Consider the following 24,679-nt stretch of genomic DNA (forward strand, 5'->3'; position numbering starts at 1 on the left):
TAGGTTCTATTTATTAATCTGAAAGGTTCTGATTCCGAATTTTGGCAGCTGCACCACAAAAGCCTTGCTCTTGTCATCTACCCTACTCAGGGGAATATTCCCCTTTTGCTCACCATTTAGCAGAACTTCCTGCAGCGAAGCCGCAGGAGAGTTTATGGCGACAGATGATGTGGCCTGTTTATTGCCCGTATTAAAGAGGCGTAAGCTAAGTTGTCCATGGTCCAGCTGAAAGGCCGAGATTTCCAGGTTATTATCCGAGATTGTGATCAGCTGACGATCGCTGAGTTCCAAATGGGCATGATAGCATGCCAGCAAGGGTTCGTTCCAGGCATTGCTTCGGTCTGCGATACGCGCTGTATTCCAGTTATTTTCATGTGGTATCAATGCATAGTGCATGTGTAATGGTTCAGTGATCTTATAATCCATCCCCCACAATCCCAAACCCGAGTATTGTGCCGTCAGACTCAATGGATACGCTTTACCATGGACGTATGATCCCGTATGGTCGGTCAGTATGGCGAGTCCATATTGGCTATTTTCATCATAGAGATCTACCCAGTTCAACACAACGTTGTTCTTAATCTGATCCCACTGGCCAAAAAAAGTATCCTCTAAGCGACTTTCGGTGACGTCAAAAGGTGCATTTTTGGCTATTTTCCCCTGTTTCAAAGTTGAAGGAAACATGACTTTCAACTTATAGCGATCGTCTGTAAAAGCACGTCTATTATCAGTCCATTTCTTTTGTTGCTTATATTCACCGATTCCAACATTCCCTTTCCAATCGATGGTCAGGTCCATATCGATGCGTTGTTGACCTGCCACTAAAGACAGCAACTGAACAAAAGGATGCCCATTGATATTCCCTTTTACCTCCACCGTTGTTTTCAGCCCATCATCCTGTACGATAGTAAACACTACAGGGCTTTCCTTAGAAGAATAAAATTTCTCCTCCTCATAAAAATGCCCTGCGATTTCTCCCATCCGATATCCCCCATCTTGTGCAGCGAATTCCTTATGATTTGCATATTTGGCAATCAGACTCTTGATTGTTCCACCCTGCTTTTTGTCCAGCACAATCTTGTACAATTCATTTTCGAGAATACAATTGCCTTCGGTATCAAAGCGGACGATTTTTCGCCGTTCACGCGATTTAGATTGTCCCGGCTTAATGGGTTGAGCGGGCTTAAGCTGATAGGTAGCATAGCCGAAGCCATTCACCTCTGCTTCAAATTCCACGACCTTACCTTGATCCGTTTGACGGCACTGCACAGGCAATACCTGCTGTTTTCCTGTCCACACGGTGACATCATCCACATCTGCAGGTAAGCGCACCTGTACCCATTCCTTTCGGTGCCGGGCTAGCGTATTATAAACCCGGATATAGCCCAATTCCGAATTGGTACTCCGCGTGGAAGAGGCATAAGAAGCATTTGCCTGCTGGATCAATTGGTCCGCAATGTTCAGGGTATTGTTTGTCCACTTCTCGATCGCCTGCGCCCAAGTCTGGTCCTGATGCAATTTATTGTAAGGCACAATCCACGAGTCGTGGTGCTGGGCCATCATCAAGGTTCGCCAAGCTTCGTCAAGGCGTTTATGATCTGGTACAAAACCATGATCCATAAAAGCCATGGCCCCGATTTTTTCAGCTTGCAGTATGCTGTTTTCCGCTTTGCGCACCTGTTGTGCAATACGTTGCAGCACTTGGCTCCCCCACATTAAGTTAACCAAAATATCCTCCTGCCCCATTTTCCAGCTGGGCACAGCTCGTCCGGCGGGGACCGACCGAAAATATTCCGTCCAGGTGGTGTAACGCACCTGATTTTTCACCTGTTCGCCCGTTCCCATCCACGGACCATTTTTCCAACCTGCATCCTGGTAGCACATACCGACAGGATTCATAATTGCAGCATCATAACAACTCTTCCAATAGTCCGCAGTATTGGCCCAAGCCGTAGTCTGCCAGGTGGAGTTTTTTTCAAAAGCCTCATTTGCATAACGGGGTACTGTAAGGATTGCCGTACCATCGGGCCCTTCCCAATTCAGAAATTGACCACCATGTGCCCTGATGTAGCCTCCCCAGCAGGTATTTGGCGTTTTAAGTACCGCATATTGAAATCCGAATTGCCGAAGGATCTGGGGTAGACTGCTTGTAAAACAAGGTTCTTCCGCAGCATAAGTTGTAAAGTTGATTTCTGGAAAATGCGCGTGATATTTAGCCATGCCATAAGCAAATTGACGGATGATACTTTCACCAGAGATATTATACAGATAAGGTTGCGCATAGGTCGGATTTGTGAAATCCAGACGTGGATCCTTCGCCCATTCCTTCATGCGTGCATAGCCAGCAGGATCCTTAACCTTGACCGAATCCCAGGTCTCTGGCTCGATCTCAAGTCCAATTCGCCAGCTTGGTGATCCTTCCAGATGGTCGAGCATAAATGTCGTTACCCAAAATGGGTAGTGTCCGTAAACCCCGCCGTGATAACCATCGACAAAATAAGCTTGCTGTTGTCCCTTTAGTCCAGCTGCTGACGACAACACAATGAGCAAAATAACTGCTATTTTTTTCAACCCGGTCATGCCATTATTTTTTCAGCTGCACAAGACGCACAGAACGCTTAACAGGTTGATTAACTTCATTCATGCGCTGCTGTAGATCATCAATTTGGCTTTGCCAGGCCGCGCGTACTTCAGGATACATCGCTTTGGCATAGAGATCTCTTTTTGCACGCAACCAACCATCTGTGGCCACATGTTGGTCCATGACCTCGATTGCCTTTCGATTGTCGGCATTCAACAATCCTTTTGGGAGAAAAAAATTATACTGCACCCAGGCCAGATCACGGAAGCGGCGTTCAATCTCCCAGCGTTCTTCATTGAGGAACATCACTTTCAAGGCCTGCTGATATTGTGGTGTCCGTGTCTGATTGGCCAGATTGATCCCTTTGTCGAGATCCGTAGCAGACCATACACCGATTTCCTGATCGTCAATCCATAAGGTGTAGTTTCCTTTAAGTCCCTTTACCTGCAAGACTTCCTGATTCATTTCATCCATAAAAGGGACGATCTTAACGGCATCGTGCTGACTATATTTAGCCCCCCAGCCTCTAGCGACTGTATCCATAGGATAAGGCAATGCCGCCGCGAGATAATCAAAACTGAGGTTATTTCCAGCTTTTTTGACATTTTCAACCGTACAGTTCTTTGCTTCTGTCACACGTTGCTTCGAGGCGTCAATGCCCACTGTAGCTACCCCTTGACCGGCAAATCCCTGTGCTTTTAAGAACAAATAAGCCATGACCATATGCCCATTATTATCCGGGTGCACGCGGTCGCTTCCAGATATGGTGAAGGTTGGATCCTTTTGCTGAAAATTCGCATTGATTGCGCTGATGGACTGATTAAAATCATAGAATTCCCAGCCATTGCTTTTGGCCGATTCACGCTGAAAATCTACAATGCGTTTCATAGCCTTATTTTTATTTTTAAAGGGCTTATTATCCTTGATCACCACATTTTCATCATAAGGCGTGCTTCCAAGCAATACCAGGCGGGTATCGACCAACCCTTTGTATCTTTTTTCCATTTCCTTGTACCCATCATACGACTCTTTTACCTTGGTATCCGCGAAAATCTCCGGCTGATCACCGTTATATTCAAAATAGCCTGAATCGTTCATACCGAAAGTCGTGATCAATACCGTAGGCTGCTTGCTGAAAACATCGCCATCCAATCTTCTGAGCATATCCACCACGCGATCCCCCCCGATTCCGGCGTTGAATACCTTCAATTTCATTTCTGGAAAACGTGTGAGGTAATACAGCCAGATATAGGCGTGGTAATGCCCACCATCTGTAATACTATTTCCCAAAAAGACCACGCGATCGCCATCCTTAAAAGGCGAAATTTGTTGTGCAACAGTCCGGAGAGCTGTTCCCAAAGAGACGAGAACGATGAATCCTGCCAAAAAGATTTTTCTAGAATAATTTCCCATAAGATTAAAATTGTATCAGGTTGACGATAGGTAAAACGTAAATATAGATTTATCAAATTGGTATTGGTTCTATCGGCAGTCCCTTGGAAACAAATGTATAACGCAAGAGCCCTACTTGCAGCTGCAAGTAGGGCTCTTAGTAAACGATTAAAACACAGAAATCAAAATAAAACACTGAAAAACAAAAATTTACAAATAAGCAAGCAAAGTATTTTGGTAAATGATTTAGAATTGATTTGGGGATACTGCACCCAGTTTTCGTACTTTTTCTTCGAAATGTTCAGCATCATTGATCGCCTTACTCTTTACTTTGCTTTTATAGTTATAGATGGTTTGCATCGAATAACGTAGAAATATAGCGATCTGGTTCACATCAGATATTCCCAATCGAATCAGCGCAAAAATGCGGAGCTCGGTATTGAGTTTATCCTTTTTCAGCTGGTACTGTTCATCTGGCCGGAGCAGGCTATTAAATTCATCGACAAAATTGGGATATACCTCTAGAAACGTACGGTCAAAATCAGTATAAAGATCTTGCGCATATTTTTCAAGTGATGCATTGGAGGAGGTAAGTTGCTGCAGGTCCTCGAGCTGACGGCTTTTGACTTTACGGTACACATTTTTCCTGAAATCATCTAATTTGTCTAGGTACACCGCACACTGATTGAGGTAATAGCCGATATAACGTTCACGCACGAGGTTGGCCTCGTCCAGTTTATGGTTGACGAGCGTCAGTTGCTCATTGGTCATATTGAGTTTCTTTCTAGCACGGGATACGATCCTCATCTGTTTAAATAAGAAATAGAGTGTGAGGATCAAAATAATCGCAAATATGCTGATTACGACGGCGTACAAACGTAGGTTTTTCCGTTGTTGGTCGATTTTGGCCAGATAGGTCGCTTCGATAATAGGCTGCGTACGTGCAATCACGGTATTGCGGAAGCGCGAATTGTAGTAATTGGCATCGTCCAGGGCAGCCTGAATATAGGTAAAAGCTCTGTTTACATCCCCTTTTTTGTTCAAGTAAATCGCCAAAGTCAATAAGGACTCGTTTTCCTTAATCGCCAGGCGTACATCTGTTATTGCAGCCATGATCAGGTATTCTTCTACCAGCTGCATTTCGCCGAGTTCTCTAGCAATCATAGCAAGACCCATGGCAGCCATTCCATAACCGTGTGTATCACTTTTTTCCTTTTTAAATAAATGCAACTGAATATCCCTAGACTCTTTAAACATACCGGCTGCTTTGAGTTTAAATGCTTTCTCCTTGAGGTACATATCCGATTTTGGATCAAGCAGTCCCATGAGGCTATTCCTAGATTTGGCGATTTCGCTTTCGTACTGCCTATTGTAATTATCGTGGTCAGTATATTTGATCAAGTTTTCATAATAACGGATACAGCTCCAGTGGTAGATGACCTTGAGGTGCTGAGGCAGCCCATCATAATCGATTTGCTTCAGTACCTCCCATGCCTGGGTAAACAATCCAGAGATGGAAAGAACAAAAGCCAATTTGACTTGGCTTTCGGTCATGAGCTTCTGATCGTTCAATTGTTTGGCTATTGCGATATTGCGACCGATATAGGCGAGCGAAGAATCACAGTTTAAGGTTTGATATTCAAAAATTAGCTGATTTTGGATCTCATAGCGATCTTTGGCTGCTGAGTGATTTCTCAACCGATCTTTGGCTGCTGAGTGATTTCTCAACCGATCTTTGATTGAATCAATCTGACGAATCTTGGTATCTAAATAAACTGTACGATTATTTATAGCTTTATCCAAGACTTGCAGTAAGGAATCTATTTTGCTTGCCTGTAATGGTGTACAGTAAGCTATCGCAAAAATGCATAGAAGAATAAGTTGTTTCGCTTTCACTAGGTTATTATAATTGATCACCGTCACTCAAATATAGACAAAAATTTATTGGTAAAAACCCAAGCTTATATCGTTAACTTTATTTCTTTTCCTCATAAACTGCTGAATTTTGCCGCCGACCTGCCAGTAATAATGCAAAAAAATTCTTTTCTATCTGATCACGAACGCATTCCAAAATTGATAACAGTACAATATGTCGAAGCCTTACAAAAGTTAGGCGCACCCGTAGATACGCCTAAATTACATTCGTTCACCGCTTTCGTTTGCCCAACTTCGCCAATAATCTACTTGTAGCAAAACTGACCAAGGTGCCTAAAGCGGCTGTCAAGGCAGTCTGCAGCACATCACCCAGCGAGATACTGGCCCAAATGGAGCATATCGTGCCCCCGAAGGCTGATATACGCATATCATTCCATCGCATCAGCTTCGCTCCTTTCCGCATTCTGCTGGATTGCCTCGCCGTCAGACCGTCGATAAATCTGGTCTAGGTTGTTCTTTTCCTGCACATTGTCACGCGGTAGATCGATAGGATCCTCCTTTTCAGGCGAAGGTTCAGGAGGCGGCTTTTCCTCTTCCATAACTGTTTCCAAGATGCCCAGGCCCACAGCGATATATTTTAAAATGTTACCCGCCTTTCCGGGCCATTTAACGGGAGCCGCAAGAACCACTTGCAACACCTGTCCTATTTTGTTTAAGATTTTTTTCATACCTATTCGTTTTTAAAAACATTCCCTTCTTTATTCGAGCAATATAGGAGGACAAAGAATTGAAAGCCTGCTATTACTACCACCAATCTCTCCTAATACCAGCCTCGATAAATCTGCAGGTAAAGGAATAGAAAATATAGCGTTCTGACTGTCAAGCTTTGACGGGATCTGGCGTATATATGAATCACTGTCTGAGCGCAGCGAGTTTGATTCATATAGCCAGAGAACTAAAAAGATGACACCAAAGAATGCAATGATCTATTCCATACCTGCATTTATCGAATATTCAAATACACTTCATCCCCCATATCCCACAGGCTATACACCAGCGCCTTAAGTTTTGCCAATGCCTTACCGCTGTAATCCCCTGTACCTTCACCCGTTAAAGTCGTGACCGGAGCAATGCAGCCCTGCAGTTCTTTCAATGCATCGTTGGCCGCATGGATCAATATCGCCTCCCGGCCAAGTACGATGGGGATACCAATCTGTTCGCCATGTTTGGGGTATCGCCGTTTCTCCAGCTTGTACTGTCCAATAGGGATACAACTGATCCGTGGGATGTTATTTCTGTCTGGCAGCTCGATCGTATGGCAGATTTCTTCACCTTGATAGGTGATAGTACCATTGGTTCCCTGTGCTCCATATTTCCGTTGGAGCAGCAGGATATGTTTTGTTTTCATATGGTTGAATAACCCAGATATTTTGACCGTGAATATTTGTTGCCTTTTCTATCTGATAGCAATAGATAAAGATGGAATCCATCCTCCCGGAATCCTTCAGGTATAGGCACAATTACGCGTCCTTCTCGACGTTGCCAGATTTGCTCGTTGACGTAGGCATAACCTTTCTCTACCTGATAGGCACAGAGTATTAGCCGGTCATCCGAATCTGAAAATCTCGAATACCGAACCTCATGCGTCAGTTCAATAGAATCGGTATAACGATTTATGCTTATGGCATATAGACCGGGCAGAGAACCTTCACTAAGGCGGACCAAAGCAGGATCCACTACAGGTTGTTCTCCTTCATCTCTGATAGCGACCTTAAGTAAATATCCGAGGGCTAATCCCGCTGCGAGACTATTCTTTCTTTTTGCCATCTCAGCATATCCTCTTTTGACCAGTCCATTTAAGGGAGCCAAAAAGGCCACCCCCGCTTTAAAGGCAGCACGTACGCGCAGCTGTCCGGGGCTGATTATCTTTTTTGCCATAATAAACTGTTAAAAATGAGCTGAGCCCGATCGGCTCAGCCCACAAATCATTAGATAAGCTGTATCTCGCCTAGATACACACTTTTAGACACCCGAGTCTTGGTCCGATTGGATAAAAATAGCCAGGTATGAACCGAACCAGTAGCCAGATGATCGGGTACCAGAAAGGTCACTACACCGATCGATCGCGTACTAGGTGCTGGAGTGGATATAAACTCATCCTTTTCGGGATGATAGGCCAGCACATAGACCAGATCATCTGCAAAGGTTTCGAACGTTTCGCTGGCACCTGTCGACCAGCTAAAGATTAGTTCGCCCGAGTCATAAGAAGCCGCTACTGTTCCACCGCCATACATGCCACCATCAGCAATACTGATCTTGGAATAATCAAGTGCAAAATCAGGATATACACCTGTAATCGCCCTTTTTTGATTAAATTGAAATGCCGCATTCATCGGAGTTAATTTTTCGCTATTTTTACCAGCGAATCCGATTTTTAGAAAGACATTGATCGGTAGCAGAAAACGCATCAGCGTCCTGAACTTTTCCTGCTGCATGAGCTGCGCCTCTGAGGCGGGCTTCGACCTCTTTTTATAAAGCCCTTTGATGTAGTTGATACTCTTCCAACTGCTTCCGATTACTGAGCCGGCTTTACCCTTAAAGCCTCCGTTTGCTCCGTTTACAATAGTTCCCATTTGTTAAAATCAATCCTGTTTTATACCGGTACATCTGATTGACATAACAAACATAAAACACTTTAAATCAACAACAAATAGACACAAACTATTAGACCGATCGCAGACCGATAAGCATCGTAAAGTTGACCGATTATAGACCGAACTCAATTACACATAAAGTCTTTTTCGACATGAAAAAACAAAAAAACAAGGCTAATTTCGAGCGATTGATTCTCATTTATAATTTATAACGAAAGTCCTACGAATTCCTACATGTGATCATATTTTGATCGGGATTTCATCGGGATCTGATGCTATTTTCCCGATGAAATCCCGATGCCAACCCGATAAAAACAGGCGGAAAGGCAGAAGTTGATCAGCAGAAAATACGGATAGAGGCATAAAAAAAACGTCTCCCCGTTAAGGGAAACGTCCGAAGAAAGTAATCGTATACAGGTAAAAATCGATAGATCGAGCGGACTATAGTCCCCGGTAGCTCCTGCGCAAGCGCTCTACATCCACATCGCGGTAATAGCGTTTGTTGCGCTCGCGCTTGGCGATGCAGATATAGCCATCCCGCTGCAGCCGATAGAGCGTTTCGGTAGAGATCCCGACATGCGATTTAACATATTCAGCATCACGAAGCAGTACATTTCCCGCATCCAGCTGCTCCCGTAGTTCGAGATAAGTTGCAAGCTGACGCTTGACCGCTAACAGTTCCAGCAAGATCAATTCTTGGGCATAGGATTGCCCTGGGCTAATCGAAAGCCCTTTCAAACAGCGATTTTTACGCATACATATTTATTTAGGGTTTATAATAGACAGGTTATTCGATCGATTTTCCCATTCCAGCAATGTTCTTTCTACGCGATCGACTGATCGGAAGACTAATTTTTTCACCTTCGGCAAGCCATAACTTGCCACCATCGATATACTTAACAAATTTGAAGTTGACAATGTAACCACGGTGGATACGCACAAAATCGGCATGGGGCATATTTTCTTCAATCTCCTCCATGGTTATCCTGCAGATCAGCCTCTCATTACGAGTCACTATTTCTACATAATTGTCTATACTGTGGATATAGATGATATCGCGATATTTCAGGACCCTTTTACAGCGAGAGTCTTTGACTTCGTACACGTAATATTCGCGCTGTACCGCCGGCGCTATCATGATTGGTGTCCCTAATCGTTTAAGGCATTTATTTAAAGCCAAGAACACCGCGTCAAAAGTCACATTCTTTAGCAAATAATCACAAGCGTCCAATTTGTAACTATCCAATGCAAATTCGGCATAAGCGGTGACAAAGACCAGTGCCGGTCTCATCGGCTGCGGCAAGATTTTGTAAAGCTCAAATCCCGAGATTTCGGGCATCTGTATATCCAGAAAAAGAATATCCACTTTATGGTGCATCAGATAGTTGAGCGCCTCCTTTCCATTCTCGAAAACTTTGACATCTTCAAAATCACCTATTTTGTGAATGTCTTTTAATTTTAAGATCTGTTCGACAACTTTGTTGGCATCCGATCTCTCGTCGTCGACTACAACAATACTATATTTAGGCATAATTAATTCATGAATTTTAACTCCACCACAAAATACATCTCTTCCTCAATACGATACGTTACATTTACATGACCTTCTTGTAAAGGTTCAAAGAGACGATTGACCAGTTCCAATCCCTTGCCCGTTCCTTTTCCCTCGGTACTGCTGGCTATACGATTGCGTACCGTAAAAACGATAGCATCCTTTTGTCGAATCCACTCGATGACAATAGGGATTGTTCTTCCAATCGGGCTATAGGAAACTGCATTTTCAATCCAGGTCATCAGCGAAAGCGTGGGGACAGACCTATTCCAGATGTAATCTGTAACAAGTTCCTCTCCTTTGATCTCTATTGATCGATGCACACACATAACCACCAATTGTTTGAGATAAGCCCATTCCTCAGCCAACGCTACCCGGCTATTGCGCGAGGCGATCTTATTGATAATGTACTGAAAGAAATCCAGCACTTTAAGATCAAAAACAATTTTCTTCTCCACTGAAAACTGATAGAGTTTGAATAAAAAATGCCCCGACAGCAGTGCGTTGTCAGAAATATCTTTTACGGCGAGCTCAAGTTCATTTATTTTTATTATTTTTTGTCTCTTCTGCCACAAAACGGTATCAAGTGCGAGGAAAAGCAGCACGAATGCAAGCCCACGAACGATTATAATAAATAGCTTTTGTGCATCCCCATCTTTCCAAGGGAAATAGAACACGACCCCCTGTGCCGTTAGAAAACTGTAATAATACCATTTTACGATAGGATAAACCCATATAAGCAGCGCAACTCCGGCCACCAATATAAACCAGAGTCGATATTTGTGCAGCCTTATAATATGGAAAGTGACAAAACTGACAGTAAAATAGGATACATACGGAATGATAAACAATATAAAGATGTTAAAAGAGTGATTTAACCACAAGTGTTTGAATACGCTGCCAAGCAATAAGATAAATAAGGTGACTCCATAAATATATCTGTAATGCAATTGGTTAAAAAAATCCAGATTGAATGAATAAGTCTTCATAATTAATTGGTCAAGTTGTTAACCCAAATTAGAAAATATCATTCTTTTTAACAATAATTTCATAAAAAATCTTTCTAGATAAGTCAAACAAATATCCTTTATTCGCAAAAGAAAACGGAATCATCCAGCTTCCTTTACACTTTGTGCCAGATCCCGTCCGCTCGTCAAAACCCTTATAATGGTGCATAAGTCCCCAGTTTTCCCAGGCAGTCCAATCATTATGCATCATTGCCTGAAAGATTTCCTGCAGTTTTGTAAAAGCATTTAAGATCGCCGTCGGATTATTTTTGTCCGCTGAGGTTAATATGTTTATTGGATTCCCCATTTGCCAGGCTGGTTCTGTATGATGGAGTTTAGGGCTTAGATGAATGGCGTATACAGGTAAACCAAAACGATGTGCGAGCTTGAGTAGGTTACTACGCCAATAAAAATAACTTCCACCGAAAGAGACCCTTAGTCGCCCCTGCTCCTCTTTACTTTCATTGTTGCCCACTGATTCATTCGCATCCAAGAATACGAGTATCAGCCGATTGAGTGAAATAGCCTGAAGCATCTTGCGTATGACCATGGTGTCACTCGCCTCCAAGCATTCGAACCTATCTGCTGGCAAGCCCATATCGGCGAGGTCTCGGGCATATTTTTTACGTTCTCTTTCCAATACCGTATTCGAGACCACCATGGTGAGTCGGTATCCTGCTGCGACAAGATAACGTGGGAGCAGACGATATGGCCCATAATGAAATGAGAAGACGATGCTACCAGCCAAAGTAGCGGGTTCAATGGTAGAAGATCCTATCCCCTTATTTTCAGTAGAAAAATCTCGATCCAATTGGGCAAACTGTTGACGGTGTTCTTTCCAGCGTTGATAGCCTGTTTCAAGTTCAACTGCGGGCTTATCCGGATAAAAGCCTTGCACATTCGCCATCCACAGCAGGCGTTGTAGTTGTTCTTTTTTTTGATTGTTCATTTGGTTTTCGGTTAATATGGCCCAGGTGAATTTGAATCACCTGAGGCCATTGGTGTACGATGAAGAACTATAGAGATCCTGTCCAACATTTATCATCATCCAGATCGCCCAATATAGGGTCGTCACCAAACAGTTCAAAAGCTGTATAGCCTTCAAATAGATCACTTGTTACGCTTGTTTGCAATTCATTTGCCATGTTTAAATCATTTTGTTGACTCGAAAGATGCAGGTCGAATCTATCCTGCTCTATCGTACGATATATTCATTTAATGATCAGCTGATAAACAAATTTGCAACAAGCAAGGAAAAAAAACAAGTCGGGGGAAACAGAGCAAAAAAACAGCACTGAACTGAAAATTAGCTAACAATCGTAGCTTAAAATACCATTTACCCATGATATAGGTATTTCACCCATCAAATAGGTTATCTATCCCTTAATAGCACAGATTGACTAAGCATTCGTAAATTGCCTTTTCCTTTTTTATGATAAAAAATCCAACATAAACTAAACAATGAAGAAAAGTAAAGAATACCTGCTTGATCCCTTTTTCAGAGATATTAACCCACAATGGCAACATGAAATCCCTGAATTATCTGCTGTATTTGAAGAAGAGCGTTTTAGCCCAGGAGAACGACTCATCAACGACTGGGGCGAGCTCTATCTGATCGTTGATGGCATCTTTGGGAAATATGAGAAGACCTGTCCAGTACGCTACGCCATTTCTGGCGAATCATTGATGATCCCCAACCATAAACACCGCTATCAGTTTATCGCGCTAAGTGATTGCCGTACATACCGTACCTCGCTCCGGCAACTGGAAGAAATCAATGCGCATAACCCGAAAGTCTTTTATCTGTATGCCAATCTCAGGGACAAGCAGGAGACCTATCTGGACTATCGGCATAAGTTGTTATCGTTGAACAATCAGGATAAATACGACTTTGTCTTTGACAAATATCCCGATCTTAGAAGCTATGTGAAGCATCATGAACTGGCCCTGTTTATGGGAATCAGCAGCGAGCTGCTCCGTCGGCTCTTGCGGGATCATGATTGCTAATAGCCCAATTTTTTGGGTATCCCGTCAAAATCTATTGTCGTTGTAAACACAAAACTTAGTCTTCAAAATCCCAACATAGCTAATTAGCTGTGCTCGAACTTTGTAATAGCAGCTCGGATAAAGCAGAACAATACCATCAAGCTTAATCGAAGAAAGTAATATGTACAGGTGAAGCTTGATCCTAAATGCTCCAATAAAAAACAAGGTTATGAAACAACACAAAAGAAAATTTGCCTTATTCCCGCGATGTCGGTGAGTATAGAACCAAAAAGGAAATCCAGCAGTGATACGCAGCTGGCTCCGCAGAAAAACAAAAAGAAAGAACAACAACACAAACAAGCTTATGGAAAAGCGCATCAATATTTCAGTATATCAACAGGATCAGCCTGCAAGCTCCCCAAAACGCGGTAGTTCAATCCGCTCGGGTGCACATTGGGTCTATCGTCGCTTACCTGAGGTGATCATCTACGGCTATGCCTTTCTGTACATGTACACGGGATGGGCCAAGTTTATGAACATATCTACCTTTATCAGAGGCAATAGCAAGATCCCCTATCTAGGTCAGTATGCGAAATTGATCGGCTATGGCATCCCCTCGCTGGAGATTGTGCTCGCGATCCTGCTCGTTATTCCTGTATATCGGATCAACCGCTTTGCACTGTGGACATCGACCCTTTTGATGGGGGTATTTACCATTTACCTCAGTCTGATGGTCGGGTTTGCAGAGAAAAAGCTTTGTCATTGTGGTGGTGTGATCGAATCCATGGGCTGGAAAACGCATATTGCCTTTAATATCATCTGGGTGATTGCGGGAATTTTTGCCCTGGTAAAAACAAAACTTATACATTCTAAAATTTAAACCCATGGTACGTATTAAAAAATATGGGAAATTGCTACTGGGTGTAGCAACAATCGCAGCTGGGGCCGGAATGGCTCAGTATGCGCAAGCGCAAAAAGCTTCAAAGTTACAAAACCAACATGCGCAAAAACTTGAAGCAATTACTACAGGAAAGGCTACGATGCGTTACTGGGTAAATGACCAGGCAACTGGGAAATATCTAGAAATTACGACTGCGCCAAATCCTATTGAGAATTGTCAGGAGCCAAGTCCAAATGACTGTGTCGTTCAATCTGAGAATGCCTCATTGCCTTCGACGTTAGACTACAGTCAAGCTACTCCGGCAAATGGTGTGCAACCACACCCAGATTCAGATAAGGCTTTTTACCAATAGTCTTTTGAATCTAAAACAGCAGGCCGGCAATTATTTGTCGGCCTGCTGCAATTAAAGATGCTTTTCCATTAACTCAATTAATGCTTTTCCACCGTCTAACCTCGGATCTGGAGGCCCCGACGAAATAACATTCCCTTTTTTATCAATAAGTAATAGCTGTGGCGCTCCTTTAAAATTGTAATGTTTATAGAATGGATTCTCATACCATGATGTTCCATATGTTGAGAGTTTCAGCTGCTCTGGCTGGCTATAGTCTTTTGTTTTTAATCCATTTATCCAAGCTTTTCTGGTTTTATCAACACTCAGGCTAATAAAGACAATATTTTTTGTTTTCTTGGATTTAAAATGGTCTATGATCTTGCGCATTTCTTTGTTCATATATTTACAGCCGAAGCAACCGTTAAACCACAGATCCATAAGAATCATTTTACCTTTAAAATCCTTAAGCCGATGCATTTGCCCTAATGTATCGGGCAGGCTAAAATCATATGCAGGCACATTATTTCCCGTTTTTGACTGCCACCTTTCAAATAGATTCTTTATAGTAGGATCCTTTAGCATTTTATAAATACTTGCCGCACAGTCTTGTACACCCACTTTCCGCTCGGCGAGATTAATCGCACTGGCGGTCAATAAGGCATCACGTTGTTTATTTGCAGCCATGGTAGTAATCTTTTGCAGTATATCCGCAAATTCAAAATCATTGGCAATTTTATCAGGATATTTAGTGTAAGCTGCACGGCTTTGCTCCCGTTCAAAAAGATACTTAATGTAAAGTGGTGCATATGCGGCTAAATCATTACCATCTTCAGAAGTCTTAGATAGCCAATTTAGATATTCTTGCCTGAAAACCGGAAAGTCGAACCCGCCTTTTCCCTTATCCAACCAAAATTGCGAACAGAGGGTAAGATAAGCTCCTCCGATCGTATTGTATTTTATGATTTGGAATGCTGAGTCGGTCAAATCATTTTTATAAAGATCAAGTATGGCAAGCTTTGTTTGCAGATTTTTTTCTATCAATCCAATTAAAGATTTTGCATAATCACTACTATTTTCGTGTTCTTTCTGACGAAGCAAAGGTAAAATCGAATTCCTCGGAAATATCTGGTTGGCATAGATAGCCTGCTGGCAGTTCATCTTATCCTCACCTCGTCCAGAAAAATTAATATTATCATCCGATATATCCATCTGCAAGCTATCTCCAGCCTCTATGAGATAAAGTGTAAAATTATTATCCAGGATATTAAGATAGTTATATTCCTGTTTAGGGCCCTCGAGCTTAAAACTTACAAAAAGTTTGGAACTCTTAGGTTGAAAGCTAAGTTGAAAGCTACCATTCCCACTGATTTCACTTTTATAAGATGTCGAAAATGCATACCAATTCGGTAAAGCATATTCATCGAGCACAATCAGGTGCAACTTTGTACCCTTGGGTAGTTCTTTTGAAAAGCGCCCTGCAATGGTTATACCGGACTGCGCATGCACTATCGACACTATCCCCCATAGACAGGTTATAAAACATATAATTATTTTAAATAAGATTTTTATCATGACTACTTATTGTTTGAATAAAAAATAGATTCATTGGTCGGTATTGGAAATGCAAATTGTGGAGAACCGGCCTTGAGTACATAAGTTTCATTTCCGAGCTTTCTCCTAAGAGATATGTTGGCGCCCTCTTTGTTGAGCCGGCGTATATCGTCCCAACGTAATCCTGCTCGCCATACCAATTCTTTTCGTCTTTCTATCAAGACTTTATTTAACGCTTCATGCTGTCTTGAAAAGTTATCCATTGTGAATGTTCCTGTTTTATATCTTTTGGAAAGCAGCTTAAATAAATAATCCTTACAAGTGTGAAGATCATTTTTTCTGGCGGCGCATTCTGCTTTAATCAGATATAATTCATCCGTAGCCAATCCCGAATAAGGGAAACGGGAGGAGCCGCTATATCCCCGTTTCGTTTTGATTAGGCCGTTTGCAGTATTTTTCGAAAAGAAAATGGATTTTCGAAGGTCATTTTCATCGTACAGATCATACAGACCATTATCGATGCTCATGTTTTGTGTACTCGCATATAATACCAATGAATAATTGCGTCCCACTGTTGAATACAGCATTGACTCTTCATTGCCTAGCGTAAAAGGTGCTGCTGCTATTAAGCTAACGGTATTGTAATCTATCAGCTTATCATACATAGCAAGACAGCTATCGGCATATGTCTCAGCAGACTCATAATTGCGCATACTCAGATAAATGCGGGCAGCCAGAGCGTAAGCAGATGGCTTGTTAGCCCTGTTTCTATCCAGTGTAATGGGTGCATCCAATAATGAAGTAGCCCGGTTTAAATCGTACAAGATCTGATCATAGTTTTCTTGAATAGAAGAACGCTCGACGACTTCGTCAACATTGGGAGAAAGTTTTAAGGCTATTCCAAGCTCTTGCGGTGCAGAATCCGCATCATAGGGAGCTGCAAAGTTTTTGACTAGATCAAAACATGCAAAAGCTCGTGCAAAATAAGCCTGTCCTAAAATGTGGTTATATTTTTTTCTATCTGCAGCAGTTTCTTTGAGATTTTCCATTCCGCTGATAACCGAGTTAGCATAAAATATACCCTCATAAGGGTAATTAAAATCTTCTATACTCGTTTGTCCACCATATCGATCTTCGGACCAGATATAAACATTTCGTTCTAAGTTTGACTGGGCCAACCAGTCTTTTTCCTCCGGTATACTATACTCGTCCGAGGCTAGGAACGGGAGTGCTGATGTTTGATTTATCCGGGGGTAGTCCAGCATTTGCTGAAAATCATTTAATGTCTTTGGAGACACAATGTCTGTGGAGGGCTTCACATCAAGAAAGCTATCCTTACATGCTGTAAGATATAACAAAATGAATAGCAATAAGAAGGCCCTTATTGAAGTAATGTTTTTATTTAAATTCATCATGTTGTTAAAAGTTTGCATTTAATCCAACACTATAAGTACGGGGTATAGGCATTAAAGGAGAATCAGGATCCTGGCCCTGCTTATTGGCTTTCCAAATCAATCCAATATTATTAGCGTAGACAAAAAGCTGGAGTTCACGGATTCCTAACCTGTTGATAGGCCTCCGAAAAGCCAAACGTATGTCTTTCAGACGGACGGTGCTGGCATCTTCGATTAACGTCGCTCCATATTTGTAAAGACTCTCCCGATTGCTGTCAAAGGGATAAGTCATAGAAGGTACATTTGTCCAAAGCTCGTCACCAACCTGCTGCCAGCGCTTACCATAATCAGGCTGCATATAATTAGTCAACAATTCCGAATATTTTAGCGACTCGCGTCTATACTTATGACCGGCCTTAAAAACGATATTAAAGCTGAGATCAAAATCACGATAATGAAAGGTATTTATCAGACTTCCAAAAAATGTTGGTGTGGCTACACCTGAATATATTAGGTTGTCCGTATCTGAACTGTTCATCATGGCGCTATAATTCTGGCTTTCCATTCCATCTAACCGCCCTATCAGATTCCCTTCACTATCAAGTCCCACATAGGGAAAACTAAACAAGGCGTATAATGGATGTCCTTCCAGTGGGTTTATATAATTTCCTCTCACCACGTCAAAGTTGGTACTCTGTTTCGCTTTATAATTTGTGATCCTGTCTTTAACTAAGCTCAGCAACGCTGTACTTTCCCATTTAAAGTCTCCGATGAGATTACGGCTATTGAGCGTTATATCCCAGCCTGTTGTTACCATATCGGCTGCATTTCCTTTGATGGTAAGTACGCCCGCCTGAGGAGCAAGCGGACTGTTTGCTATCAGATCGCTGCTTCGTTTTCGATAATATTCGATAGAGCCCGTCAGACGTTTTTTCAGGGTTTCGAAATCAAGCCCAAAATTCCAGACACCGACCTTTTCCCAACGTAGGGAAGGATTTGGCGGATTGGAGATTTTTAAATAGTTATTGCCGAAGCTATTGATACCTGTACCTGCCAGTGTAGTAAGATAAGCCGATATTGATTTGTCTAGATTACCATTATACCCATAAGAAGCCCTTAGACGTAACACTGGTAAAGCTTTGATACCATAAAAGTCTTCGTCAGATAGGTGCCATAAGCCACCAATAGACCATAGTGGTACCCCTTTTTGATTTGTTTTTACACCAAATAAATTGGACTCATCCCGACGCGCACTCGCAGATAAGGTGTAAATATTATTAAAAGTGTAAGATCCATTAAAATACAGTGACCGATTGCGATCTATGGCCCCACTGTTAGCCACCCGAGCAGCAATTCGTGAACTTCCATAACCGTAGTACTGCGGAAATTCTTTTGAGAAATCCATCGCATTATTAGCCGATATTCCTGTTTCAGGGTCATATCCGTAGCGCCTGTCGCTGGATGATTCAGTTTTATAATCCCTGATTTCAAATCCGGCCAGTGCGTGGATCTGATGTTTACCATACTGTTTGTCAAAATTAAGCTGGACCCTTCCTGATTTATTGGTATACCGACTATTGTCCTGATCTAAGATGTCGCCCAGTGCAATGGGCCGGGTTAACTGATCGGTCGCTTTATCTCGTTGTGTAAAAGTATTGATCAGATTACGTACATAGTATGAACTGGACAGATAATGTCGCCTATTGTCCTGGGTTCCTTTCTGAAACAGGTAGTCCGCTGAAACGTTAAGCCCCGGCATAATCTTCCCCTCTATACGATGATTTAATCTATAATCCGTTCCAGTGATGATGCGGTCTGCGCGTAGCTCATTGGCAGGATAGTAAGACCAGTCTAACATTTGATCCGTATCGATACTTTTGACAAAACTTTCGCGCAAATCTTTCACTGTGGCCAATGCATTGCCGTTTTCGTCAAACATGCGTTCATAAGGATATCGCGGTGTCAGATATGGCGAACTTATCCCCTTCTTGTCACTCTCGGTAAAGAAAATATCCGAAGAAATGATCAACCGATCTTTCCAGATGTTAAACGAATTTTTTGCTGTCAGCGAATAGCGGTGATCTAACTGGTTGATAATCGTACCACGGTTTCGATCATAGCCGCCTGATAGAAAGTAGCGGTGTGCTGTACCGCCACCTCGGATCGATACAGCATGCTGTTGATTTACAGCCGACTGATAGACTGTATTGTAGATGTCGTGTCGGCCGTCGTAATTGCTCAATCGATCTACAAATGCTGCAGAGTCAGCAGTTGAGATCTTTCCCTCTTTTCGTTGCTGCAGCATCGCCACTACTGGAGAAATGGGTGAAAATCCATCCGTTACATTCCAGAAATAACCATTATTGAACAAGGCAGTTTCAAATGCAATATACTCTGATGAAGAAAGTTGAGGTCGATAAAAGATATCCGGCTTTTGAGATAATGTCACATTCGAAACAAAGTTTACTTGCGCTTTTTGGTTAGTCCCTTTCTTGGTGTTGATCACAATGACACCATTACCCGCACGCACGCCCCATATTGATGCAGCAGCGGCATCTTTTAATACTGTTATCGTTTCGATATCATTGGGATTAATGCTCTCTAAGGAACCCTCATACGGAAAATTGTCCAATACAATCAAAGGAACTTGATTGCCATATATTGTACTATTTCCGCGGATAGTTATGGGTGAGCTACTTTCTGGATTTTTGTTAAAAACAAGGCTACTGGTCAATCCGTCTAGCCGATCGATTATTTTTGTGCTGACAGTACGATTTAGTAGTTGGTTATCCACCTGCACGAAACTCCCTGTGGCTCGCTCCTTCGGGATCTTTTGGTATCCCGTACTCACTACCTCCACCTCTTCCAATTGATTCTCCAGTGGTATCAATTTTACTTGCAATGATACCCCAGCAACATAAGGCAGTTCTAATCGCCTGAAACCCATGTGGGAGAATGAAACTGTACCTTTAGAATTGGAAACTGCTAACGAAAAGGAACCATCATTTTTGGACGAAGCCCTACCCTTTTCACCTTGCAACTGGATGGACACCCCTTGGATCGGTTTACCGTCAGTGGAAGATATGACAGTACCACTTACAGATAACAGCCCTTCCGCCCCGCTGTCCTTGCGGGGCGTCTGAGCTGATAAACTAAACATATGAAAACTGAACATCATAAGGAACAGGATTAGAATTGTCCTTATGCTAAACATTCCCTTTACGCTTTTTGGCATCGGCACAGGGGTACATGCCGATATCATCTGCCTCAAGTTATATACAATACAATCGAAGGGGTGCTTTTTATCCCACGGATATTGAACTTTTTTTAAATTATTTTTTTCAGCATCTTTTATAGCTGCCGGATAGGCTACCTTATCCAATAAGGCAGACATCCAGTTTGATCTGTGCTTCATCTGCTTATTGTTAAAGGTTAGTCTGCTATGCGTCCAAAAAACTCATGGATCCGTTTTGTTATTTCGAGCTCATCCAAGCTGGATAATGTTGTTTCAGCTTCTGAAATATCAATTTTACTAATGTCCATAAAGTCTTTATGTACATGGAAGTAGGCGATTAGCAGCGCCATCACCTCCACGGCAAATACCTGCTTGTGGCAGATTTCCAGCACATTCTCGCCGGACGATCTCTCGGCTGATTTTTTCAATAGCATATTGAACTTATTCTGAATAGTATTGATGTCGTACTTATTCCAAAATTCGATGATCTTTTTAATCGGATCATAAGCAGGTTCATGTGCTTGATATATGGCCAGTTCTAGCGCCAGCACACTTGAATATTTTTGGTTCATTTTATAGCTTAAATAAAGATGACTTAGCTATGTCCTATTCTTTTTAATTGGACGTAGCTTCCCCATTAGCAAAATTTTTGCATTCAAAAAGGGTCGTCAATAGCAGTATTATTTTAAAAACTGCTTATCCAACAAGAAAAAATTAACAGATCCGCAAAACGCCCTCAAATTGGTTACAAGTCATCTAAAGGGGTCATTATGGCGCTTCCTCTCGGAAAGAAATAAAAACCCGACCTATTTAGTATAGAATAACAATACAAAATTATAGTATTTAATTTTGTTGTTTAGAAATAAAATGCTACATTTAAGGTGTTCAAAGTCTCGTAAGAGCAATTTTATTAATTACACAAAATTAAAGGGTGTAGTGTTATGAATACAGATCGGGAAACCTAGTCTAAGGGCCTTTCTAGTGCTTACCTGTTCGGCACGAACTATTTTGCGAATGCCGCTATCCCCTATTTTGATTTTATATTGTTTAACTAATTATTCTGGAGCCCGAATAATCTTGCTTATTAGAATTGAATTGGAAAACTCAAGGCTCACCTCGTTGAGGTAAGTTCTGTGTTTTTGGTGGTCTTTGAATCGTTTTATCATAATCTATTATGGTTATAAAAACGATGGCACTTTAAGGCTATTGGAGATGGTTGCTTGTTAAAATCAACGGAGCGAACTTCCAAGCTTTGCACGTGGCGCCGTCAAGAGCCTCTAAGACCGGAGTCCTAGTTCCACAAAGTCTGACAGAAAGTTCGCTCCAATGAAATGTATGCAAAGATACAAAAATCAATGGAAAGCGAACCCCGTGCCAACCTACGTGGAAAATTTGACGGCTTTCGTGCGTAAGTGACAATCGTTCGTGTAGGGATTTCTCCTACCCTGTTTCGCATGTTACAATACAAATGTAATAATAAATATATGAAATTCAAATTTTTCGATTAATTAAAATGAATAAATCTGTCCCCATTTACAACGCTCTAAATGAGTTCGTAAAGATACTTTTAAAGTATATGAAAAAATTCGGGCTGGAGACTGTTGATATAGCGTTTCTTTCCTCAACTAATAGATCGAATATCGACAATTTGGTAAATCTTAAAGGAAGTTTGGAATTACCGAGGATGGAAGCTATTGCTCAATCATTTAATTTACATCATTACCAGTTTAGTAATCCAACACAAGAAATTCCTAACTATAGTTCTCTTCCCGAGAGGACGCAAAAAAGAATAGAATACAGAAAGAAAAAGGGTACTTATGTTCCAGAGTCAAAAAACTCGTCGACAATAAATGATAAAATAACAATAGTGCTTTCTTTTTATAACAAAAACGATGAGTTTCTAACCGAAAATATCGTTGAGAAAATAAATACTGTAGATGCCGATTCAACCTCTGACACTACAATTATAGGAGATAGAATTGCTAAATCTTTTACTACATATGTGAAGAAGACAGATAAACCTTTCAATGAGAAATCTGGAAGGGGTCCTAAACCATTTTTCTATAAAATATTATCTGCAGTCGACGCTGGTGATCTTAAAAATGCTATCAATGTTGTAGGGGATTATTGGTTTGAAAACTGCTATAAACTTTTTAGCCAAGAAAAGGAGATTGAGAATAATGGCGAATAGACCAATAATTTTTGGAGATATACCCAAAATACCTGAAGGACATTGGTTTGAGGGCGGAAAGGAAATGATGCCCTCAAGTTTTCATCGTAATTGAGGAGCAATTTGAAAAACGATCATAGAGTACATAGGTTATTGCAAGGATGTAATCAATAGTTGAGAAAAAAGGATATGAAAGAAGATATTATGGAAGAAAAAGGGAAAGTACTTACTGAGCCATATGTTTTAAATAAGAGAACAGAAATAGTTTTCAAGTATATAGAGGCCTATAACGAGATGAACGTTGAAGGTATGATTGCAGATTTCGCTGATGACATTGTTTTCCTAAACGTTATGAACGGTGAAAACCCTATGGAATTGAAAGGAATCGAGGAATTTAAGAAACAGGCGATTGACGCCCTATCCTATTTCAGTGCGAGAGAGCAGGCCATTGAATCAATGACACATCTGCATAGTTCGACAGAAATCGTGATCAATTATAGGGCTGTCGCAGCAAAGGATTTTCCCAATGGTCTAAAAAATCCATATTAAACGATAGAACGGAGAAAGCTTTCCGATATGTTGAAGCATATAACCAAATGGATTTGGTAAATATCACAATAGATTTTGATGATTCAATGGATATAGTAAATTTTTAATTTATTAAACCTGATGACCATCAATAGAAGTTTTAATAAAGAAGGAAACCGAATATTTTTTTAACGAATAGAATAATATAAATGTACAATTTTATTTTTGATAATATAATCAACTTTTTACAGTTTTCAATCCCATTAATAATTTCCATTTGGGGTATATATTATGTTCGAAAGTCAAAGTTCTCTTTTATCGAAAGACGTAATATAAAATTATATCAAGATATTGTTAAAACCATCGATGGAATGTCTATACAATATAAAGACGCGGACGTGAAAGAAAATTTGATTTTATTTAATGGCACTATTATCTATACTGGCCATAATGATATAAAATCAGATGAAATTGATAAAGAATTGACTCTATATTCACCTGACAAAAACGCAATATGGCTACACTTTGAAATTAAGAATTCGTCAGAATTTTTTGTTCCAAATTATAGAATAGAAAAGAATAACGTAATAATAGAAAGATCTTTATGGAAAAATAACGATTATATTAATTTTGTAGCACTTATTGATTCTAAAAAAAATAAAATCAATATCTCCCACCGTATCTATAATGTTACCAGCAAAATAAGGAGATTCAGAGAAAGTGATGCTGCTTTATTCAAAATAAACGCTGTTATGACCTCATTAGCACTGATTTTCATTACCTCAACCACATCATTAGTAGATTACTTTATTTCGCCCAAAAGCTCAAAAAACGATACTTTACAAAATAGTATTTTTAGTAAAAAACTCGAACTAGATGAAACCTACTATATTAATGCAAGAAAAATCAATATCGATGAATTACAGAAAAAAAGGGAGGAAATGGAATTAAACAGATATGATAAGCAGATAAAAAAAGAACTCGATAGCTTGACAAAGCTTGTTGAAATACATAAGAAACATCCATCAGACAAAAATCATATTAAGGTATTAGAACAAGCACTAAATGCAAAATCAATAAAATACCCTTTTCGAAATGATTATGATGAAATAAGTTCATTAGCGTCGTCCAAAACGGACACTTTAATTCTCAACAATCTTCTAGATACAAGTAAATTATATATTTTAAATGACTCGACTAAAATAAAATTTTCATATAATAATCTTCGGAAAAAGGGGAATGATGAAAAACTTAACTTTCTAAGTGCTTTTATCAAGATTATTCCTTTAGCATTTATTTTATTCATCCTTTATTCAGTTTATAGTTACGTATCTATAAAACGATTAACAAAAAAGATAAATGTTACTGAAAACTAAATATTAAGAGACATATGTGTCCTAAATAAATTTTAGGATTGGATTTCTGTTGTACAGGCATAGCTTTTTTCATCATTTCGATATTGACCCCTATTTTTCAATCTGCGAAGATCTTTAGCTGTCCCTTTTTTCCTTTTATAGGCGGC

The 24,679-nt window shown here is 40.7% G+C and carries 23 protein-coding genes; 6 read left to right on the forward strand and 17 right to left on the reverse strand.

The features are described from left to right. Positions 1-6 precede the first annotated feature (6 nt). From L1283_RS12060 to L1283_RS12120, 13 genes are all read right to left on the reverse strand, one after another. The gene (locus tag L1283_RS12060) at positions 7-2,580 is read right to left on the reverse strand and encodes a glycoside hydrolase family 38 C-terminal domain-containing protein (protein ID WP_312351877.1); all 2,574 of its coding nucleotides are present in this window, start codon (positions 2,578-2,580) and stop codon (positions 7-9) included. A gap of 4 nt (positions 2,581-2,584) precedes the next feature. Continuing rightward, positions 2,585-3,994: an SGNH/GDSL hydrolase family protein gene (locus L1283_RS12065; protein WP_312351876.1), complete on the reverse strand. Its 1,410-nt coding sequence runs from the start codon at positions 3,992-3,994 to the stop codon at positions 2,585-2,587. A gap of 225 nt (positions 3,995-4,219) precedes the next feature. Next, positions 4,220-5,869: a DUF6377 domain-containing protein gene (locus tag L1283_RS12070; protein ID WP_312351875.1), complete on the reverse strand. Its 1,650-nt coding sequence runs from the start codon at positions 5,867-5,869 to the stop codon at positions 4,220-4,222. A 250-nt stretch (positions 5,870-6,119) separates the two neighbouring features. Next, positions 6,120-6,290: a hypothetical protein gene (locus L1283_RS12075; protein WP_312351874.1), complete on the reverse strand. Its 171-nt coding sequence runs from the start codon at positions 6,288-6,290 to the stop codon at positions 6,120-6,122. After that, the gene (locus L1283_RS12080) at positions 6,277-6,576 is read right to left on the reverse strand and encodes a hypothetical protein (protein ID WP_312351873.1); all 300 of its coding nucleotides are present in this window, start codon (positions 6,574-6,576) and stop codon (positions 6,277-6,279) included. Before L1283_RS12080 ends, L1283_RS12075 begins: the two co-directional genes overlap by 14 nt. A gap of 275 nt (positions 6,577-6,851) precedes the next feature. Then, the gene (locus L1283_RS12085) at positions 6,852-7,256 is read right to left on the reverse strand and encodes a DUF5675 family protein (protein ID WP_312351872.1); all 405 of its coding nucleotides are present in this window, start codon (positions 7,254-7,256) and stop codon (positions 6,852-6,854) included. Continuing rightward, positions 7,253-7,786, reverse strand: a complete 534-nt coding sequence (locus tag L1283_RS12090) for a DUF6266 family protein (protein ID WP_312351871.1) — start codon at positions 7,784-7,786, stop codon at positions 7,253-7,255. Before L1283_RS12090 ends, L1283_RS12085 begins: the two co-directional genes overlap by 4 nt. Positions 7,787-7,836: 50 nt before the next feature. After that, positions 7,837-8,481: a DUF6266 family protein gene (locus tag L1283_RS12095; protein WP_312351869.1), complete on the reverse strand. Its 645-nt coding sequence runs from the start codon at positions 8,479-8,481 to the stop codon at positions 7,837-7,839. Positions 8,482-8,943: 462 nt separating this feature from the next. Then, entirely contained in the window at positions 8,944-9,258 is a 315-nt protein-coding gene (locus L1283_RS12100) for a MerR family transcriptional regulator (protein WP_312351868.1), read from the reverse strand. A 31-nt stretch (positions 9,259-9,289) separates the two neighbouring features. Beyond that, positions 9,290-10,033: a LytR/AlgR family response regulator transcription factor gene (locus tag L1283_RS12105; protein WP_115048359.1), complete on the reverse strand. Its 744-nt coding sequence runs from the start codon at positions 10,031-10,033 to the stop codon at positions 9,290-9,292. Between the two features lie 2 nt (positions 10,034-10,035). After that, positions 10,036-11,043, reverse strand: a complete 1,008-nt coding sequence (locus L1283_RS12110; RefSeq protein WP_312351867.1) for a hypothetical protein — start codon at positions 11,041-11,043, stop codon at positions 10,036-10,038. A 28-nt stretch (positions 11,044-11,071) separates the two neighbouring features. Continuing rightward, entirely contained in the window at positions 11,072-12,010 is a 939-nt protein-coding gene (locus L1283_RS12115) for a hypothetical protein (protein WP_312351866.1), read from the reverse strand. Between the two features lie 67 nt (positions 12,011-12,077). Beyond that, a complete protein-coding gene (locus L1283_RS12120; RefSeq protein ID WP_262511804.1) occupies positions 12,078-12,206 on the reverse strand; it encodes a hypothetical protein in 129 nt (42 codons plus the stop codon). Positions 12,207-12,522: 316 nt separating this feature from the next. On the opposite strand from L1283_RS12120, the gene L1283_RS12125 reads away from it, so the two are divergent. The 3 genes from L1283_RS12125 to L1283_RS12135 all read left to right on the forward strand — a co-directional run bounded on the left by L1283_RS12125 (position 12,523) and on the right by L1283_RS12135 (position 14,300). Next, positions 12,523-13,068 (forward strand): hypothetical protein, encoded by a 546-nt coding sequence (locus L1283_RS12125; RefSeq protein WP_312351865.1) that lies wholly within the window; start codon positions 12,523-12,525, stop codon positions 13,066-13,068. A 343-nt stretch (positions 13,069-13,411) separates the two neighbouring features. Beyond that, positions 13,412-13,927, forward strand: coding sequence for a MauE/DoxX family redox-associated membrane protein (locus L1283_RS12130; protein ID WP_312351864.1), 516 nt, complete (start codon positions 13,412-13,414; stop codon positions 13,925-13,927). A gap of 4 nt (positions 13,928-13,931) precedes the next feature. After that, a complete protein-coding gene (locus L1283_RS12135; RefSeq protein ID WP_429626126.1) occupies positions 13,932-14,300 on the forward strand; it encodes a hypothetical protein in 369 nt (122 codons plus the stop codon). A 51-nt stretch (positions 14,301-14,351) separates the two neighbouring features. On the opposite strand, the gene L1283_RS12140 is transcribed toward L1283_RS12135, so the two are convergent. Genes L1283_RS12140 through L1283_RS12155 form a run of 4 tightly spaced genes read right to left on the reverse strand, consistent with a single transcriptional unit; the run spans position 14,352 to position 21,031 of the window. Continuing rightward, complete coding sequence (locus L1283_RS12140; RefSeq protein ID WP_429626127.1) at positions 14,352-15,851, reverse strand: TlpA family protein disulfide reductase; 1,500 nt, start codon at positions 15,849-15,851, stop codon at positions 14,352-14,354. 2 nt (positions 15,852-15,853) lie between these two features. After that, positions 15,854-17,245, reverse strand: coding sequence for a RagB/SusD family nutrient uptake outer membrane protein (locus L1283_RS12145; protein WP_312351860.1), 1,392 nt, complete (start codon positions 17,243-17,245; stop codon positions 15,854-15,856). 4 nt (positions 17,246-17,249) lie between these two features. Further along, entirely contained in the window at positions 17,250-20,639 is a 3,390-nt protein-coding gene (locus tag L1283_RS12150) for a SusC/RagA family TonB-linked outer membrane protein (RefSeq protein ID WP_312351859.1), read from the reverse strand. Positions 20,640-20,656: 17 nt separating this feature from the next. Continuing rightward, a complete protein-coding gene (locus tag L1283_RS12155; RefSeq protein ID WP_312351858.1) occupies positions 20,657-21,031 on the reverse strand; it encodes a hypothetical protein in 375 nt (124 codons plus the stop codon). 1,004 nt (positions 21,032-22,035) lie between these two features. Here L1283_RS12155 and L1283_RS12160 point away from each other — a divergent pair. The 3 genes from L1283_RS12160 (at position 22,036) to L1283_RS12170 (ending at position 24,533) form a co-directional block, all read left to right on the forward strand. Continuing rightward, positions 22,036-22,650, forward strand: coding sequence for a hypothetical protein (locus tag L1283_RS12160; RefSeq protein WP_312351857.1), 615 nt, complete (start codon positions 22,036-22,038; stop codon positions 22,648-22,650). Between the two features lie 168 nt (positions 22,651-22,818). Further along, a complete protein-coding gene (locus tag L1283_RS12165; RefSeq protein ID WP_312351856.1) occupies positions 22,819-23,178 on the forward strand; it encodes a nuclear transport factor 2 family protein in 360 nt (119 codons plus the stop codon). A 377-nt stretch (positions 23,179-23,555) separates the two neighbouring features. Further along, the gene (locus L1283_RS12170; RefSeq protein WP_312351855.1) at positions 23,556-24,533 is read left to right on the forward strand and encodes a hypothetical protein; all 978 of its coding nucleotides are present in this window, start codon (positions 23,556-23,558) and stop codon (positions 24,531-24,533) included. Positions 24,534-24,679 lie beyond the last annotated feature (146 nt).

Origin of the sequence: Sphingobacterium sp. HSC-15S19, from assembly GCF_050433745.1 — a bacterium.
Classification (GTDB): domain Bacteria; phylum Bacteroidota; class Bacteroidia; order Sphingobacteriales; family Sphingobacteriaceae; genus Sphingobacterium; species Sphingobacterium siyangense.

Coding starts and splice junctions, on each gene's coding strand:
- L1283_RS12130 (WP_312351864.1), top strand. CDS start 13,412: ATGGAAAAGCGCATCAATATTTCAGTATATCAACAGGATCAGCCTGCA.
- L1283_RS12065 (WP_312351876.1), bottom strand. CDS start 3,994: ATGGGAAATTATTCTAGAAAAATCTTTTTGGCAGGATTCATCGTTCTC.
- L1283_RS12060 (WP_312351877.1), bottom strand. CDS start 2,580: ATGACCGGGTTGAAAAAAATAGCAGTTATTTTGCTCATTGTGTTGTCG.
- L1283_RS12090 (WP_312351871.1), bottom strand. CDS start 7,786: ATGGCAAAAAAGATAATCAGCCCCGGACAGCTGCGCGTACGTGCTGCC.
- L1283_RS12110 (WP_312351867.1), bottom strand. CDS start 11,043: ATGAAGACTTATTCATTCAATCTGGATTTTTTTAACCAATTGCATTAC.
- L1283_RS12150 (WP_312351859.1), bottom strand. CDS start 20,639: ATGAAGCACAGATCAAACTGGATGTCTGCCTTATTGGATAAGGTAGCC.
- L1283_RS12125 (WP_312351865.1), top strand. CDS start 12,523: ATGAAGAAAAGTAAAGAATACCTGCTTGATCCCTTTTTCAGAGATATT.
- L1283_RS12085 (WP_312351872.1), bottom strand. CDS start 7,256: ATGAAAACAAAACATATCCTGCTGCTCCAACGGAAATATGGAGCACAG.
- L1283_RS12100 (WP_312351868.1), bottom strand. CDS start 9,258: ATGCGTAAAAATCGCTGTTTGAAAGGGCTTTCGATTAGCCCAGGGCAA.
- L1283_RS12135 (WP_429626126.1), top strand. CDS start 13,932: ATGGTACGTATTAAAAAATATGGGAAATTGCTACTGGGTGTAGCAACA.
- L1283_RS12115 (WP_312351866.1), bottom strand. CDS start 12,010: ATGAACAATCAAAAAAAAGAACAACTACAACGCCTGCTGTGGATGGCG.
- L1283_RS12105 (WP_115048359.1), bottom strand. CDS start 10,033: ATGCCTAAATATAGTATTGTTGTAGTCGACGACGAGAGATCGGATGCC.
- L1283_RS12160 (WP_312351857.1), top strand. CDS start 22,036: ATGAAAAAATTCGGGCTGGAGACTGTTGATATAGCGTTTCTTTCCTCA.
- L1283_RS12120 (WP_262511804.1), bottom strand. CDS start 12,206: ATGGCAAATGAATTGCAAACAAGCGTAACAAGTGATCTATTTGAAGGC.
- L1283_RS12145 (WP_312351860.1), bottom strand. CDS start 17,245: ATGATGAATTTAAATAAAAACATTACTTCAATAAGGGCCTTCTTATTG.
- L1283_RS12080 (WP_312351873.1), bottom strand. CDS start 6,576: ATGAAAAAAATCTTAAACAAAATAGGACAGGTGTTGCAAGTGGTTCTT.
- L1283_RS12140 (WP_429626127.1), bottom strand. CDS start 15,851: ATGATAAAAATCTTATTTAAAATAATTATATGTTTTATAACCTGTCTA.
- L1283_RS12075 (WP_312351874.1), bottom strand. CDS start 6,290: ATGCGATGGAATGATATGCGTATATCAGCCTTCGGGGGCACGATATGC.
- L1283_RS12165 (WP_312351856.1), top strand. CDS start 22,819: ATGAAAGAAGATATTATGGAAGAAAAAGGGAAAGTACTTACTGAGCCA.
- L1283_RS12155 (WP_312351858.1), bottom strand. CDS start 21,031: ATGAACCAAAAATATTCAAGTGTGCTGGCGCTAGAACTGGCCATATAT.
- L1283_RS12095 (WP_312351869.1), bottom strand. CDS start 8,481: ATGGGAACTATTGTAAACGGAGCAAACGGAGGCTTTAAGGGTAAAGCC.